This is a genomic window from Enterobacter cloacae complex sp. XAL002, from assembly GCF_049236805.1.
GTDB classification, from domain to species: Bacteria; Pseudomonadota; Gammaproteobacteria; order Enterobacterales; family Enterobacteriaceae; genus Enterobacter; species Enterobacter intestinihominis.
On the sequence record NZ_JBMKJN010000003.1, the window covers coordinates 179,033 to 195,406 of the forward strand.

The window sequence follows — 16,374 nt, forward strand, 5'->3', positions numbered from 1 at the left end:
GAAACCTGATTATTTTTGGTTGTCGACCAAAGCAATGTATTGCTGGCAAATGGCGTTGATACCGAACGATGCGATCGTTTCGCGATCAACAACCGGCGGAGAGGCATACAGTTCTGCCAGGGTATTCGCCAGTGATTCGTCGGTTAACGCGGTCAGACCGCGCGCCAGGGGGCCAGTAAGGATCTCAGCAGGGCCGCCAGGGCAGTTTGTACTCACCGGTGGGGTCTGACAGATAATGGACTCTACCAGTACATTACCAAAACCTTCGCAGTCGGAACTTAACACTAAAAGGCGTGCACCTTTGATCCACGGATAAGGATTGGTTTCAAACGGGCGGAAGACGATCTTGTTTTCAATTCCCAGCTTAGCGGCAAGCTGTTTGAGCTGGTTAATTTTCACGTCAGAGCCTTTGCCCATCAACACCAGTGATGCGTCAATCTTGCTCATCGCAAACGCCCGCAGCAGCCGGTCGTGACGTTTGTGCTCATGAAAACGGCCAACGTGGATAATGTAATTCTGCCCCTGCATCTCAAAGGGCGCTTCCGCCAGACGCTGAATTTCAGGGATATCAAACGGGTTATGGATAACCGCTTTGCGCCGCAGGGGGATCGCGAGTACTTCAGACAGATCGTGCAGCACGGCGCCGGATACCGCCACCACGTTGCGGTTTTCATAGGTATGACGAATTTTATAATGCTTAAACCAGCGAGAAAGCCCGCTGCGATGGCGCAAATAGGAGAAGGAGAACATCCCGTGTACGCAAAACCAGACCTTATCGCGATCCAGCACGCGGCTGTGCGCCACGATACGGTCGGTTTTATGCAGATGCGAGAAGACGACGTCAAATTTACCGCTGCGTTCTGCCTGCTCAATGGCGCGATCCAGCAAACGGGCGCGACGCGGGATCTCGGTCAGCTTGCGCCAGGGTTTTTTACAGGTATCCTGCACGACCTGAAAATCGATGCCTTCCGGAATGGCGTAGTCGCACACCTTCCGTAAGGAGAAAAGGGTGACCTGATGCCCCAGTTCTGTCAGTCCGCTGGAGAGGGTGAGAACCGTTTTTTCGGCTCCTCCACCGGGTAAACCATCAATAATCATTAGGATGCGCATTATTAATCCAGTAATTTTTGATAAAGCGAAATAAGCTGACTTGATAGTTTTTCAGGGGTTGCTTCTCTGACGCGTTCACGCGCCGCAAGCCCCATATTGTTATTTTTTTCCAGTGAAGGGATGGACATGACGGCCTCCTTCAATGTGTGGATATCAAGTGCATCACAGTAAAACCCGTTCTGGCCTTGCTCAATAAATTCTGAACCACCGCAACTCTCTGACGTAATGACGGGCAATCCACAGGCCATTGCTTCAAGTATGACGTTAGGGAAAGGATCATACAGCGTCGGCAGCAGTAAACCATCAGAAAGCTGATAAAATGGCAGCGTCTCTTTTTGCATCCCCAGGAAACGGATTTGCCCCTCACAGCCTAATGAACGGGCGAGGTCGCGATAACGGCTTTCCGCTTTATCCTGACCGACCACAACCAGCCACGCCGATGTTCCTGCTATAGCCTGAATAGCGCTTGCCAGCCCCTTGCGTTCAAACCCTGAACCCACGAAGCAGAAAATGACGGCATCAGCGGGTAAGCCAAATTGCTTACGCAGTACAGCGCGCTGCCTCTCTTCTGCCGGAACGAAGCGGCGGGAATCTATTGAATTATAAATCACATGTATCTTTTTTGCGTCAATATCAAAGTCTTCGACGATTTCGCGCTTGATCATCTCCGCATTACAGATAACGGCTTTCAACTCGGGAGCCTGGTACATTTCACGTTCGGCGTTCATCACGTAGCGGTGATAGCGATCGTGCATGAGCAGCTTCGCGCGCCAGGCGGGAAGAATACGCGTACGCTGTAGCAGCCAGCGTCGATGTACACCATCTCCGGCGCGGTAAATATCGCAGCCCGGAATACGTTCGTGGCTCTGTACAATATCAAACTGCTGTTGCTGCCACAGCGCGCGCGCGGCGTGCGCAAAGCCGCGTTCACGGCTGATGCGGCCCCACTTTCTTGGATCGCAAATATGAATATGCCAGTCGTCCTGCTTTTCGCCCTGCCACTCGCGGGTGATGACGTTGAGCTCAAGATTTTGATTGCTCAGCGCGGTGAGTGCCCTGGAGACAAAACGTTCTGCTCCCCCATCCGGCCGATATTTTTGGCGCACAATGGCCAGACGATGAAGCTTCATTGCAGGTATCTCCTTGCGGCGGAGACGACAGCATCAACGGGGATGGCGTCGAGATAACGTTCCGTCGTTTTTGTATCAATGGCGTCAGGGTTGGGAAGCGGGCCGTAGTTACCAGCCCAGATGACCTCGCCGTTAACCTGCCATGGCGACCAGAACGTCAACTTTGATGGGCCAAACAGCGCCACGCAGGGCGTCTGAAGGGCGGCGGCCATGTGCATGGGGACGGAGTCAACGCCAATGAACAGGGCTGCGTGATCGATAAGCGAGGCCAGCTGGCGCAGGGTTAACTGCCCTGCCAGCGATACAACACCCGTCTGCGGGGAGGCGGCAAGAATGCGGTCAATCATCGCCAGCTCTTTCTTATCCGGTCCCGCCGTAAGGACGATAGTGTGGCCGTCCTGCTGCAACGCGGCGATAGTTTGCGCCATTTTGCCTTCGTCCCAGCACTTAAAGAACCAGCGTGAAGTGGGTTGAATAACGATATAGCGTTCCCCCACGCCCTTTTTTGTCAGCTTGTGATGAGCATGGTTCCAGTCATCCGCGCTGTAAGCCATGGTGACGGCGGGTCTGGCGGCAACGGGTAATGGTTTCAGTATGGACAGGTTTTGTTCAACGGTGTGCAGCGACTGATGGCTGGCGACCGAGACCAGTTCACTGTGACAAAAACGCCAGAAGGCATTATTGCGCTTGTTAAAAGCGAACCCGAGCCGAACCGGTGCGCCGGTGAAGCGGGTAACCAGTGCGCTGCGCCACTGATCGGCAAGATTGATCACCAGATGATAATGCTGAGCGCGTAAAGCACGAAGCAACAGCCACTCTTTTTGCAGGTGCTTCAGCGTCCCCAACTGCTTCCATTTACGATCGATACCATAGATCGTACCGATTGCCGGATGCGCGGCGAGCATGTCTCGCGTCTCTTCATAGAGAAGCACGTCGATTTGGGCTTCAGGCCATTTCTGGCGCAATGAATTGATGACGGGGGTGGTGAGTAACATGTCACCATGATGGCGAAGTTTAATCAGTAAAATGCGCAAATCAGGCGTGTCAGGTAAGTTATTCATCATCATCTTATCGGCGTTGTACTGTTGGCAATTCTAATAGACCTGGTAACGACTTGCACTCTTTCTCCATAATGTCAGGAATTTCCCTGGAAGGGTTTACTCCAGCTTTCGGGCGTGCGTAACATAGCGCTAACTATTTTGTCTTGCGGACTCATTATGAAAAAACCAGCGTTTATCATCACGATCGATACAGAAGGGGATAATCTCTGGCAGAACCACCGGGTCATCAAAACGGAAAACGCGCGCTACCTGGCGCGGTTTCAGACGCTTTGCGAGCGTTTCGGCTTTAAGCCTGTCTGGCTCACCAACTACGAGATGGCCGTCGAACCGGTGTTCATTGAGTTCGCGAAAGAGGTCATAGCCCGGGGGCAGGGCGAGGTAGGAATGCATCTCCATGCCTGGAACAGCCCTCCGGAGCACGATCTGACCGGTGATGACTGGCGCTGGCAGCCTTATCTGATTGAGTTTTCAGACGAGGTCATGCGTGAGAAAGTGCTGTTCATGACCCGCCTACTGGAAGAGACCTTCCAGACAAAAATGCTCAGCCATCGCGCCGGGCGCTGGGCATTCGACAGCCGTTACGCCCGGTTGCTGATTGAGCTGGGGTATCAGGTAGATTGTTCCGTTACGCCGCGCGTGAACTGGCGCAACGCGAAAGGTGCCCCGCAGGGTAATGGCGGAACGAATTACCAGCATTTTCCCGATCGTGCCTACTTTTTGGACGTAGACGACATTTCCCGGCCGGGAAATAGCCCCTTACTCGAAGTTCCGATGAGTATCCAGTATAAACACCCGGCATGGCTGAATTCCCTGAAGCAGGGTTACGATCGTCTGCGCGGTAAATACCGTTCTCCGTCAGTTAACTGGTTACGCCCGTCCGGCGGTAACGCGCAGGAGATGATTAAGGTTGCGCAGCAGTGCCTGTCTCAGGGAAATGACTACGTAGAGTTCATGCTGCATTCGTCGGAATTTATGCCTGGCGGGAGCCCTACTTTTAAAGACGAGGCGGCGATTGAAGGTTTATATCAGGATTTGGAACAGCTGTTTACCTGGCTATCAGATAAAACGGTGGGAATGACGCTGGCGGAGTTTTACCAGTACAAAAAATAGTTATGCCCGCCAGGCGGGCATATTTGCTATTGCTGCTTTGTTTGGGTGAAAGGTGTACTTAATGCAAACAAAACCATAAAGAAGATTAAGGCTTCTGAACTGAGCAGTATGACATCCGTCAGACCATACAAAAGCAAAAGTAGCATCGAGGTTAGCAGCAGTGCGTTTTTACTTCTAATAGAGTAAGCTATTATCGAAACAAAAAAGAAGCACAAAATTAGCAGTCCAGGAATGCCTTGCAGTGAATATTTTTCAATAAACTCATTGTGCAAATGAATTCGAATGTAACCGAGCGCTGCTGCAACATGTTGATGTCCATTTGCGACATAATTTCGAACCCATGATTCCCTGCTTTCAATAGACTGTCCCAGTGGATGCGCAATGCCAGTCATAAGACCCACGTTCCACATTGAAAAACGAGCCCCCAGAGAAGTTGCATCATGCCCTTCTTGATATTTAGTTATCTCAGTCACTGTTTGTTGAATTTTAGGTGATATCAATGGTTTATAACTTACAATTATGATCCCTGCAACGATGCATAAAAAAATCATTAATGATTTAAGGTGAATTTTTCGGAAATGATAAAGTGTAAGAATAATAGCCAGTAACAGATAAAGGGCCATGGCGGCACGCGTGGCTGTCAAAAGAATCAGGAAGAAAGATATCAGGACTACGACGCCTGCCAAAAGGTATAATTTCACATTATTCTTTAGGTATAAGCTGTAAACAAAGGCTAATGATAGAACAGAATATACATACGCTGCGATAGTTGGACGGTTTATAGCCATCTCTACGCGATTAATACCTTGTACAGCCTGATAAAGGCCATAAGCTGTGGCAAGGGTATAACCTACAGCTGTACTAATTAAGAAGTATTTCACAAAATTATCTTTTGTTACATAATTTTTGAAACGGTCAAGGTAAAAAATCAAAAGGCTTGCCAGAATTAATTTTTTACTCGATCCAAGATAATCACTGTATGCGTTTAATCCCTCATTATGCAATTCATAAGTGGCATACCAAATAAGATTAAGTAACCCTATCAGCATAATAGGATAGGCGATACTAAAAGGATGCCAGGAGATTTTTTTATACTCAAATGCCAAACCCAAGATACTTGCATATATTGCAATATAAAAAAACTCTCGTTGTTTCCCTGAATTAACAAGCACAAGAGCTAAAGAGATAAGGCTCAATGCGAGTGTTAACTGGTAAGTTCTTAACTTTATTTTTTCCATAACGCCTCAATAACCCTTTTTTTGTAGCTAAAACGAACATCGGTGGACAGGAAAAAAGACAATGTGTACATGGCCTTTACGCGTTGTTTCACGAGTTGCAATTGTTGGTCTGTAAGACAGGACCGATGGTTGCTGTAAATATCAAACCAGTGGCAATTGACAAGATGCCTGTAGCTTGACGGAAATGTTCTTTCCATCTGTAACGTGCATTCGACAAGCGTTGAAATTTTGCTGGCGTCCAGACTGCTCGACAAACTGTCGCGACGCTTGACGTAATAATAATGCCCCTGGCGTTGATAGACTATTTTGCTCGACTGCATCAACATTCCGGGGAAGACAGCGAAATCCTCATAACATAACATTGGAGGAATAGGGTTGCTTTCGTACAGGCTACGATGAATAAACTGGCCAATGAGATGCGCCTGAAAGTCTTTATGGCGTAAGAAACGAGCGACTGCTTCATGTTGTGACAATGGCACAGGATTGAATCCCTGCCAGTCTGAAGTCATTTTCCGGGGATCGCGAATCTCAAGCAAACGTGTCAGTAACATATCCGGACGTTGCGCTTTCAGAAAGGTAATTGCGTCCCTGAGGCTGCCCGGCTTTAAGCAATCGTCACTGTCGAGCATCGTAATATATTCACCGGATGCCAGTGCGACAGCACTGTTTCGTACCCGGCCGACGTTACGAAAGTTCACGGTGCGCGTTATGATCTGAGGAAATTTAGGTGACCACTCTTCAATTATTGCCTGCGTGGTATCCTCAGAACTGTCATTAAAAATAATAATTTCAGTGTCTTGAACGGTGGCTGCCAGCAGGCTTGAAAGCGTGGCATGCAGCGTAGCTTCAGCGTTATGCGCAGCAATAATGACGCTTAAAAAAGCCATAAAAATTAGTTTCCTTGAGCGTCGGTAGCGCTAGCCAGTGAGCGGGCTTTGGGTAATGTACGGATAAACTGCTGAAGATCGTGTAACGCGGAGTCAGTGACAGAGAATAGTGCTTCCCGTTCTTGCGGGAAGTAATAGCGCGTTTCAAACACATAAGAACAAATGTTGTCGTCATTCCCGATCAGCAACACATTGCCAAGCGGACGTTGTTCATAGTGACAACACGGACCAAACAGCAGGACTACCGGAACGCCAACGGCGTCTGCGATATACACATTCCCCGAGTCAGACGCGATATAACAGTCCATCTTAGAAATGGCCCAGGGAAGCTCTTCCAGCGAAATTTTGCCAATAAGATTGATAAAATTAGGGATTTCACCGTAAAGGCGGGTGATATCGTCCATCCACGACTGTTCATTTGGCGCGCCGAAGACATAAAACTCGCAGGGTAAATCAGCGAGTTGATCAACAATCCGCTTCCAGATAACCGGAGGGACGGTTTTGGCTTTATTGCCCGCCGCAATACTGATGCCGATGCGGATAACGTCAGGTTTATCAAGAGTGGCCGGCCAGGTCGTCGGTTTAAAGAGCGGCTTTGTGGCGTGCTTGGGAGAGTCTTGCCATGTGAGTGCGCGGTCGGCCAGTTTCAGGTAGTTCGTCACCGAAAGCGTTTTTTTGCCATGCTCAACGGTACCGTCAGCCGCAAGATAGAAAATCCCGTGATACCACCTGCGCGTGTAAATGGTTAAAAATTGTTTGTTTTTAGCATTGCAGACGGCGGCAAAAAAGAGGTTCACGCTGTTGGGTTGTAGCAGGTAGACGTTGTCGTAGCGGTTCATGATCCTGCACGCGAAGCACAGTTTACGCCACAGGTTGCGCTTATGCTGCTCAATAAAATAGATCTGCTCGATAGTCTCATCATGCTTCGCCAGCGCACCAACGCTGCGACTGACCAACACATCGCTTTTTTGCAGATATGCCAGTAGAGGTGTCGCATTAATAAAGTCACCGATTTTGGCTGTCTGAATGACAAGGTTTTTGCCCGTGTCTTTTCGAAACAGCTTCCGGAGGAGTTTCACCGGAAAGAGTAAAATCAGCAGAAATACATAACTCATGGGTTAAATATCCCTGTTGGAAAGCCGATGGCTGCCCTGTAAAAATGAAAAAATAGCATCTGCGCTAATATCCTTCGTTTGTTGCGTAGGGCTGACCATCTGATGCTGGTTTTTACCGTAACCCCCGATCAACCCCGGATCGGTCGGGCCGAAAATCGTGATATTAGGACGATCCAGTGCGGCGGTTAAATGGCTTAACCCTGTATCCACAGAAACGACGGCGTTAGCGCCCGCCAGCTGTGCGGCAACTTGCGCCAGCGTGAGTTTGGGTAACACCTCAACGTGGGAAAAACCGGCTGCCAGACGTTCCGCACGCTGCCGCTCATGTTCTGCACCCCACGGGAGTTTAATATGGATACCGCAAGGTTGCATTAGTTCAATCAGCCTTCTCCAGTGCGTTTCCGGCCAGTGCTTATCGTCGCGCGTTGTGGCATGCAGGAACACCAGATACGGTTCAGCATGCTCCTCCGTCTCGCGCAAAAAATGCTGTGCAATAGCGTAGTCACCCTGGGCTTCAGGTTTTGCATAGCCCAGGCTTTTCGCGAACAGCTCGCGGGTACGTTCCACGGCGTGCTGCTGCTTCGCAATATGGTGGCGACGATTATAGAACAGGCTCGCCAGCGGTTCGCGGGCGGTTTGCCAGTCCATGCCGTGCTTTACGCCGTGCGCCAGACGCGTGACCAGCGCGGCGCTTTTCACCAGGCCCTGAGCGTCAACGATCGCGTCGTAACGCCGGGCCTGCACCGCTTCGCGGAAGGCTTTACGTTCGGCTTTAATCGGTGCGGAGAACCATGCTTTGCGCCAGCGGCGAATGGCCACCGGGATCACGCGGTCAACCGCTTCGTGCCAAGTGGGGATCTGCGCGAAGCCTTCTTCCACCACCCAGTCAAAACGAATGCCGGGAATGGCCCGCATCGCGTCCGTCAGTGACGGCAGCGTATGCAGCACATCGCCCATCGAAGAGGTTTTAACGATCAATACCCGCATTCGTTATCCTTCTTCGCTCAACAGAAGTTCGTTGAGCTCTTCGAGAACGCGCTGCGGCGTAATGTCGATCAGGCTCTGATGGTAGCCTTCTGCGGCATCACCTTTACGTACCTTGTGGTAGCCGGTGATCAAACGGATCACGCGCGCTTTGTGCGACAGCGGCGGCGTGAAGTCCGGGCTGCTCGGGCCATACAGCGCCACCAGCGGACGATCCAGCGCGGCGGCGACGTGCATCAGGCCAGAGTCGTTGCTGACAACGGCTTTACAGGCGGCAATCAAAATAACCGCCTGCTCGAGCTGCGTTTCCCCGGCCAGGTTTCGGCACCAGGCCTGTTGCTCGGTGCTGAGCGTGGCGAGAATTTCATTGCCCGCCTCGTGATCTTTCGCTGAGCCAAACAGCACAATTTGATAGCCTTCGTCGATCAGCTGTTTCGCCAGCTCTGCGTAGTGATAGTGCGGCCAGCGTTTTGCCGGACCAAACTCCGCGCCGGGGCAGAAGCCAATCATCGGGCGTTCGGACGAAATGCCAAACGCGTTGCAGGTGTGGGATTTCTCCCCGTCGCTTACCTGGAGCTGCGGCCACAGTAGCGGCTGCGGCAGATCTTTCGCGCTGCGCATCACGCCTTTGTCGTAGGCCAGCGCCACGTAGCGTTCTACCATCAGCGGCCAGGCCTCTTTATCCAGCACCCGGGCGTCGTTAAGCAGGCCGTAGCGCATTTCACCGCGCCAACCGGTACGGTGCGGGATGCCCGCAAAGAAGGGCACAAGAGCGGATTTGAAGGAGTTTGGCAGGACATATGCGCGATCATAGCGTTTCTCGCGCAGGCTATGGCCGAGTTTGCGGCGTTCACCGATTTCCAGCGCCCCGTGGCCGAGCGGCATCGGGATCGCCTCGTTCACTTCCGGCATACGCGATAACAGCGGACGGCACCATGCGGGTGCCATCACGTCGATTATCGCCTGGGGATAACGCGCCTTGAGCGTGCGATAGAGACTTTGCGACATCATCATGTCGCCCACCCAGGACGGGCCGATCACCAGTATTTTCATTCACTTCATCCTTCAAGCTGTCTCTGCGTTGGCTGCCTGCGTTCACTCCAGTCACTTACTTTTGTAAGCTCCCGGAGATTCACTTAGTTGCCGCCTTGATACCGCTCGAATGATTTTGTGAATTTATATCGCGGTCACGGTTCAGCCAGGCCATATATTCCGTTACGCCTTCGGCAACGGTCTTGAACGGCTTGTCGTAGCCTGCGGCGCGCAGGTTAGTCAGGTCCGCCTGGGTGAATGCCTGGTAGCGGCCTTTCAGCTTATCCGGGAACGGAATGTACTCGATGCTGCCTTTCTTATGGTAAGCCAGCGTCGCGTCTGCCACCGCCTGGAAGGATTCCGCGCGGCCTGTGCCCAGGTTGAAAATGCCGGACACGCCGTTTTCCAGGAACCACAGGTTCACTGCCGCCACGTCGCCTACGTAGACGAAGTCACGCTTAAAGCCGTCGCTGCCTTCGAACAGTTTCGGACTTTCGCCGTTATTTAACTGGGTGTTCAGGTGGAACGCCACGCTCGCCATGCTGCCTTTGTGGCCTTCGCGCGGTCCGTAGACGTTGAAGTAGCGGAAGCCGACAATCTGAGAGTTGGCTTCTGGGAGGATCTGACGCACGTACTCATCAAACAGGAATTTGGAGTAACCGTAAACGTTCAGCGGCTGCTCATACTCGCGGGATTCGATGAAATCTGAAGTGCGTCCACCGTAGGTTGCCGCGGAAGAGGCGTACAGGAACGGAATTTCACGCTCCAGGCAGTAGTGCAGGATCTCTTTGGAGTACTGATAGTTGTTGTCCATCATGTACTTGCCGTCCCACTCGGTGGTGGAGGAACAGGCCCCTTCGTGGAAGATGGCTTCGATCTCGCCGAACTCTTCACCCGCCATAATCTGGATAAGAAAGTCTTCTTTATCCATGTAGTCAGCGATGTTCAGATCCACCAGGTTTACGAACTTGGTGCCGTCTTTCAGGTTGTCCACCACCAGGATGTCGGTGATGCCTTTGTCATTGAGGGCCTTAACAATATTGCTGCCGATAAAGCCCGCGCCGCCGGTAACGATGATCATAACTGTAACCTTTGAAGTGTGGAGTCCGGGGAACATCCCGAACGCTAATCTCTTTATCATATCATCACAATGCCCGGTCTTCAGCCATTCACCGATATGCAGCAGGGGTACACGTGATTTATGCTGCAAAAACGAGAAGAGATACGGCGTCATCTCGTCATGAACTATTGGTTTGGGTAATATGTGCCAAAATTTGCCGAGTCTGGAGAATTGCAATGCGTGGTGATTTTTACAAACAGTTAAACAGCGACCTCGACACCGCACGTGCGGAAGGGTTGTTCAAAGAAGAGCGTATTATCACGTCTGCCCAGCAGGCGGACATCACCGTTGCCGACGGCAGCCATGTGATCAACTTTTGCGCGAACAACTATTTAGGTCTTGCGAATCACCCTGAGCTGATTGCCGCGGCGAAAAACGGCATGGATACCCACGGCTTCGGCATGGCCTCCGTTCGCTTTATCTGCGGTACCCAGGACAGCCACAAGCAGCTTGAGCAAAAGCTGGCGAACTTCCTCGGAATGGAAGACGCGATTCTGTACTCCTCCTGCTTCGACGCCAACGGCGGTCTGTTTGAGACCCTGCTCGGTGCAGAAGACGCGATTATCTCCGACGCCCTGAACCACGCCTCCATCATCGACGGTGTACGCCTGTGCAAAGCGAAGCGTTTCCGCTACGCCAACAACGACATGGTTGAGCTGGAAGCCCGCCTGAAAGAGGCCCGTGAAGCCGGTGCCCGCCACGTGCTGATCGCCACCGACGGCGTGTTCTCCATGGACGGCGTGATCGCCAACCTGAAAGGCGTGTGCGATCTGGCGGATAAATACGACGCGCTGGTGATGGTGGATGACTCTCACGCGGTTGGCTTTGTCGGCGAAAATGGCCGCGGCTCCCACGAATACTGCGACGTAATGGGCCGCGTAGATATCATCACCGGTACGCTGGGCAAAGCGCTTGGTGGCGCGTCTGGCGGCTACACTGCTGCGCGCAAAGAGGTGGTTGAGTGGCTGCGTCAGCGCTCCCGCCCGTACCTGTTCTCCAACTCCCTGGCGCCGGCGATTGTGGCCGCCTCTATTAAAGTGCTGGAGATGGTGGAATCCGGGGCTGAGCTGCGCGACCGCCTGTGGGCTAACGCCCGCCTGTTCCGTGAAAAAATGAGTGCCGCAGGATTCACCCTGGCCGGCGCTGACCATGCGATCATTCCAGTGATGCTGGGCGACGCGGTTGTCGCGCAGAAATTTGCTCGTGAGCTTCAGAAAGAAGGGATTTACGTGACCGGGTTCTTCTTCCCGGTGGTACCAAAAGGTCAGGCGCGTATCCGCACCCAGATGTCTGCGGCGCACTCGCCTGAACAAATTGAACGTGCGGTGGAAGCCTTTACCCGCATCGGCAAACAGCTGGGCGTAATTGCCTGAGGACGTGTGATGAAAGCGTTATCCAAACTGAAAGCGGAAGAAGGGATTTGGATGACCGACGTGCCGGAGCCGGAAGTCGGTCATAACGATCTGCTGATCAAAATTCGTAAAACCGCCATCTGCGGTACTGACGTTCACATCTACAACTGGGACCAGTGGTCGCAAAAAACCATTCCCGTGCCAATGGTTGTCGGCCACGAATATGTCGGCGAAGTGGTCGGCATTGGCCAGGAAGTGAAAGGCTTCAACATTGGCGACCGCGTCTCCGGTGAAGGCCACATTACCTGCGGTCACTGCCGCAACTGTCGCGGTGGGCGTACGCACCTGTGCCGCAATACCGTCGGCGTGGGTGTGAACCGTCCGGGATGCTTCGCGGAATACCTGGTGATCCCGGCGTTTAACGCGTTCAAAATCCCGGACAATATCTCTGACGACCTGGCCTCCATCTTCGACCCGTTCGGCAACGCGGTACACACGGCGCTCTCCTTCGACCTGGTGGGTGAAGACGTGCTGGTCTCCGGCGCGGGCCCAATCGGCATTATGGCGGCAGCCGTGGCGAAGCATGTGGGTGCGCGCAACGTGGTGATCACCGACGTGAACGAATACCGCCTGTCGCTGGCGCGCAAAATGGGCGTCACCCGCGCGGTGGATGTCTCGAAAGAGAGCCTGACAGACGTGATGGAAGAGCTGGGCATGACCGAAGGCTTTGACGTGGGTCTGGAGATGTCCGGCGCGCCACCGGCGTTCCGCACCATGCTCGACACCATGAACCACGGAGGCCGTATCGCGATGCTGGGTATTCCGCCGTCAGATATGTCCATCGACTGGAACAAAGTCATCTTCAAAGGGCTGTTCATTAAGGGCATTTATGGCCGCGAGATGTTCGAAACCTGGTACAAGATGGCTGCGCTGATCCAGTCCGGTCTGGATCTGTCCCCGATTATCACTCACCGTTTCTCCATCGATGAGTTCCAGCAGGGCTTCGACGCAATGCGTTCCGGCCAGTCAGGGAAAGTGATCCTGAGCTGGGATAAGTAATCAAAAAGGGGCCTGAGGCCCCTTTTTTACTGATTCTTTTTCTCTTCGTCCGTCAGGTAACGCACCTTGCGGGTGTAATCCTGACCTTTGAACAGCAGCTTATTATCCGGTGATTCCAGATACTTCTGCCATTCGGAAAGCGGGAAACCGCCGTGCGCGCCAATCACCTCTTTCGGCACAACGGCTTCCTGTCCGCCGATCTTCTTGGAGACCGGCCAGTTCATCCAGTCGCCCAGGTTAACCGTTTTGACATCCAGCATGTCCAGCAGCGCAGCGAGCGGCAGCTGATCGGTCGGCGGCTGCGTATCGTCCATCAGCTCCCAGGTATCCTGGAACAGCGTCAGCCACAGCGGGCAGATACGGCGCCAGGTCTTTTTGGTGGCGGCAAGAAACGCGCCGTTAACATGATCGACCAGATACGGGCGCACCGTTTCTTTGTAATACGCCGGCACTTTCTCCGCTGGCGCGCCGTCCAGCTTGGCAATCATTTTGCCCTGACGGAAGCTGGAGTAGATGTGCATATCCGCCATGTTGATCTCTGGCATTTTAAGCAGGTTGAGATCGGAGTCGATCATCAGCACACCTTCACCGCGCGCCTGCAACGGAGCGTTAAGCTTCACCAGACGACTGAGGTAGATCTGCTTATAGCGGTAACCTTCTTCACGTTTTGGAAGCGTGAGGGTAACAACGCGAGTTTTTGGCGGCAGTTCGCCGAAAGCGGATTCAGGCTGATCGCTGACGATAACAATCTCGCTGACGTCAGAGGCATAACGCTCTGCAAAGGTCGCTGACAATAACGCCTCTTCGACGAAATCTGCGCCCGTACACGGGATCACAATGGAATCAACCGCAACGAGATCGCGCGTGACCGGAAGGGAAGCGTAAGGAATGTTATGACGCCCGGTAATGTGGCGGTAGCGAGCATTCAGGAATTTAAACATGTTCTTCTCGTTTGGTTATTGCGCGCCAAGAACGGCCTCGACACCGTTAACATAGCTTTCAATGGCATACATGTTGCAGACATTCTGGTGCGCGGCTGCGGCGAGCCGGGCGCGCAGAGCAGGATCCTGCCAGATATTATCCAGATGTTGAGCAAGTTGCGACACGTCGCTCCAGGGGAACAGCAGCCCGGTCGACTCATGGTCGATCAATTCTGCCGTGCCGGTCACTTTTGAACCAATCACGGGGATGTTGAGCAGCATTGCTTCCAGCACGACGCGGGGCAAGCCTTCGCTCTGCGAGGCCAGAATGAACGCGTCAAAAGTGGCGAGATAGTCAAAAGGCGTGTTCTGGAAACCGGTAAAAATGACGTGCTCAGCAATACCTGATGCATCAGCTTGTGCAGCCAGCGCGCCGCGTTCAGCCCCTTCACCGACCAGCACCATTTTCCATTTTGCCTGCGGGTGTCTCTGGCTGAACTGTGCCAGCGCCTCCAGCGTGTGGTGGTTGGCTTTACGAGGGATTAACGAGCCAATGCTGCCGAATACAAACGTATCGTCTTCAATATTCAGTCGCTGGCGCATCGCGCATCGGTCCGGCAAAGGCTGATGAATGTCGATGGCATTGTTGACCGTGGTACACAGCTCTGGCCGGACGCCATGCTGAAGTAGCACGCGTTCAACGCCGTGCGAGACGGCAATGATTTTTGTGGCATGGGCATTCACCAGCTTCACCAGCGGCGGGGTCAGCACTGGTTCAATCCGGCAGTGCTGGATTATCCGTGCACGCAGGTTTGCGCCCGCCAGATACCCTTCTTCATTAGAGCCTGGCTGGTTGTTCATATACAGCGTATCGAATCCACCTTCCCTGAAAATGGTCTCGATCTTGCTGACGTTGGGCCGGATACGCCACAGGGTATCAATATGCCGCGTAAATGCTTTGCGCGCCGAACGCGAGAAAAACAGCAGACCACGTCCCGCTTCTTTCAGGAGTTTTGCCCATGCCGGTTGCTTACGTTGAGGGATAACGAGTAATGGGATCCCAATGCTGTTGAGCACCTGGCCTATCGTTTGACCTTCAGCACGACTATAATCACTGTAAAAACAACAGGTAATGTCGAATTTGTCGCGGTTGATTCGCTTCAGAAGCTCAAGCATACTGTTGGTACCTCCCCCCCATTCTTTGCCTGTGTCCAGGAGGAGGATTTTACGTTTTTGCGGCATGTCTGAATCCGTATGCTACCCTTCATCTGACCGCATTATAAAGAATTTACTGAAATAAAATAGATTTTTTGTATTTCTTTGTCTTTTTATAAGGAAAGGTTTTAAACGCGCTTATTTTAAAAGTGCGATTTAAGACTTTAATCGCCTCTTCTCAATTCGATAGTATTAGCGCAAAAATTTCATGTTGTTTTTGAGAGGGTGAGAATATGTTTAAAATAACGGTTTGCTTATTAACGTTTAACTCCGAAAGAACGTTGCACGATGTTATTCCTCCTCTTTTAAAAATAGCAGATGAATTCGTTGTAGTTGATTCCGGAAGTACAGACGCAACGATATATATTTGCCAGAGTTATGGATTGTCGCCCATATTCAAAAAATATAGCTGGCACGGCGAGCAGATGAACCATGCCATATCCCATGCGCACAACGACTGGGTGCTGTGCATGGACAGTGACGAAATACTCGATCAAGAAACCGTTGGTGCTATTTTAAAATTAAAAATGGGCGATGAACCCGAACCGGATATGGCGTGGCGGATATGTCGTCACTGGTTTGTTCTGGGAGAAAATGTCCGAACGATTTATCCAGTCTCATCTCCGGATTATCCGGTGCGTCTTTTTAACCGTACGCAGTCGCGATTTAATAACCGGCCAGTAGACGATCAGGTTGAAGGTTTTCTCCGTTCTGAACGTATTCCTGGCTATGTCAGACATGATACGTTTTATTCACTGCATGAACTTTTCAATAAATTAAACGGATATACCACTCGCCTGGTTCAATATCAGACGATACGTCCCTCTCTTGGTCGCGGCGCGATCAGCGCTATCGGCGCATTTTTCAAATGGTATCTGTTTAGCGGTGCGTGGCGTAAGGGCAAAGTGGGTGTGGTGACAGGGTTTTATGCCACGGCGTACAGTTTTTTGAAGTATTTCAAGGCCTGGTATCAGGATCGAGAAAAGAAAGAGTCCGTTGCAAAAGAGCAGTCGGACTCTTATCTGGCAGAATAGGCGTTAG

15 protein-coding genes are annotated in these 16,374 nt (G+C 52.1%); 4 read left to right on the forward strand and 11 right to left on the reverse strand.

Features of this window, described 5'->3' with window-relative positions; translation table 11 throughout:
• Nucleotides 1-9 precede the first annotated feature (9 nt).
• Genes ACOT0L_RS04040 through rfaQ form a run of 3 tightly spaced genes read right to left on the reverse strand, consistent with a single transcriptional unit; the run spans nucleotide 10 to nucleotide 3,307 of the window.
• Nucleotides 10-1,110, reverse strand: coding sequence for a glycosyltransferase (locus ACOT0L_RS04040; RefSeq protein ID WP_023299022.1), 1,101 nt, complete (start codon nucleotides 1,108-1,110; stop codon nucleotides 10-12).
• A gap of 2 nt (nucleotides 1,111-1,112) precedes the next feature.
• A complete protein-coding gene (locus tag ACOT0L_RS04045) occupies nucleotides 1,113-2,240 on the reverse strand; it encodes a glycosyltransferase family 4 protein (protein WP_023299023.1) in 1,128 nt (375 codons plus the stop codon).
• Nucleotides 2,237-3,307, reverse strand: a complete 1,071-nt coding sequence (gene rfaQ / locus ACOT0L_RS04050; RefSeq protein ID WP_126502783.1) for a putative lipopolysaccharide heptosyltransferase III — start codon at nucleotides 3,305-3,307, stop codon at nucleotides 2,237-2,239. Before rfaQ ends, ACOT0L_RS04045 begins: the two co-directional genes overlap by 4 nt.
• Nucleotides 3,308-3,457: 150 nt before the next feature.
• On the opposite strand from rfaQ, the gene ACOT0L_RS04055 reads away from it, so the two are divergent.
• Nucleotides 3,458-4,411, forward strand: coding sequence for a polysaccharide deacetylase family protein (locus tag ACOT0L_RS04055; RefSeq protein ID WP_058646803.1), 954 nt, complete (start codon nucleotides 3,458-3,460; stop codon nucleotides 4,409-4,411).
• 26 nt (nucleotides 4,412-4,437) lie between these two features.
• Here ACOT0L_RS04055 and ACOT0L_RS04060 read toward each other — a convergent pair whose 3' ends face one another.
• The 6 genes from ACOT0L_RS04060 to rfaD form a co-directional block, all read right to left on the reverse strand.
• On the reverse strand, nucleotides 4,438-5,649 hold the full coding sequence (locus tag ACOT0L_RS04060; protein WP_126502784.1) for an O-antigen ligase family protein: 1,212 nt from the start codon (nucleotides 5,647-5,649) through the stop codon (nucleotides 4,438-4,440).
• The gene (locus tag ACOT0L_RS04065) at nucleotides 5,637-6,536 is read right to left on the reverse strand and encodes a glycosyltransferase family 2 protein (protein ID WP_023305212.1); all 900 of its coding nucleotides are present in this window, start codon (nucleotides 6,534-6,536) and stop codon (nucleotides 5,637-5,639) included. The genes ACOT0L_RS04060 and ACOT0L_RS04065 overlap by 13 nt, the downstream gene beginning before the upstream one ends.
• 5 nt (nucleotides 6,537-6,541) lie before the next feature.
• Complete coding sequence (locus tag ACOT0L_RS04070) at nucleotides 6,542-7,651, reverse strand: glycosyltransferase family 9 protein (RefSeq protein WP_023299027.1); 1,110 nt, start codon at nucleotides 7,649-7,651, stop codon at nucleotides 6,542-6,544.
• Nucleotides 7,652-7,654: 3 nt separating this feature from the next.
• Nucleotides 7,655-8,638 carry a lipopolysaccharide heptosyltransferase RfaC gene (gene rfaC, locus ACOT0L_RS04075; RefSeq protein ID WP_022646632.1) on the reverse strand — a complete coding sequence of 328 codons (984 nt, stop codon included), beginning with the start codon at nucleotides 8,636-8,638 and terminating at the stop codon, nucleotides 7,655-7,657.
• A gap of 3 nt (nucleotides 8,639-8,641) precedes the next feature.
• The gene (gene rfaF / locus ACOT0L_RS04080) at nucleotides 8,642-9,688 is read right to left on the reverse strand and encodes an ADP-heptose--LPS heptosyltransferase RfaF (protein ID WP_023305214.1); all 1,047 of its coding nucleotides are present in this window, start codon (nucleotides 9,686-9,688) and stop codon (nucleotides 8,642-8,644) included.
• Between the two features lie 79 nt (nucleotides 9,689-9,767).
• Nucleotides 9,768-10,748, reverse strand: a complete 981-nt coding sequence (rfaD, locus tag ACOT0L_RS04085; protein WP_022646634.1) for an ADP-glyceromanno-heptose 6-epimerase — start codon at nucleotides 10,746-10,748, stop codon at nucleotides 9,768-9,770.
• 215 nt (nucleotides 10,749-10,963) lie between these two features.
• Between rfaD and kbl the strand changes: the two genes are divergently transcribed.
• Together kbl and tdh are read left to right on the forward strand one after the other, a co-directional pair.
• Entirely contained in the window at nucleotides 10,964-12,160 is a 1,197-nt protein-coding gene (gene kbl / locus ACOT0L_RS04090) for a glycine C-acetyltransferase (RefSeq protein ID WP_015570030.1), read from the forward strand.
• Between the two features lie 9 nt (nucleotides 12,161-12,169).
• Nucleotides 12,170-13,198 carry an L-threonine 3-dehydrogenase gene (tdh, locus tag ACOT0L_RS04095; RefSeq protein WP_017383610.1) on the forward strand — a complete coding sequence of 343 codons (1,029 nt, stop codon included), beginning with the start codon at nucleotides 12,170-12,172 and terminating at the stop codon, nucleotides 13,196-13,198.
• A gap of 26 nt (nucleotides 13,199-13,224) precedes the next feature.
• Here tdh and ACOT0L_RS04100 read toward each other — a convergent pair whose 3' ends face one another.
• Both ACOT0L_RS04100 and ACOT0L_RS04105 read right to left on the reverse strand, forming a co-directional pair.
• Nucleotides 13,225-14,139 (reverse strand): hypothetical protein, encoded by a 915-nt coding sequence (locus ACOT0L_RS04100; RefSeq protein WP_023305215.1) that lies wholly within the window; start codon nucleotides 14,137-14,139, stop codon nucleotides 13,225-13,227.
• A 15-nt stretch (nucleotides 14,140-14,154) separates the two neighbouring features.
• Nucleotides 14,155-15,360, reverse strand: a complete 1,206-nt coding sequence (locus ACOT0L_RS04105; RefSeq protein WP_022646636.1) for a glycosyltransferase — start codon at nucleotides 15,358-15,360, stop codon at nucleotides 14,155-14,157.
• 206 nt (nucleotides 15,361-15,566) lie between these two features.
• On the opposite strand from ACOT0L_RS04105, the gene ACOT0L_RS04110 reads away from it, so the two are divergent.
• A complete protein-coding gene (locus ACOT0L_RS04110; protein ID WP_063146890.1) occupies nucleotides 15,567-16,367 on the forward strand; it encodes a glycosyltransferase family 2 protein in 801 nt (266 codons plus the stop codon).
• Nucleotides 16,368-16,374 lie beyond the last annotated feature (7 nt).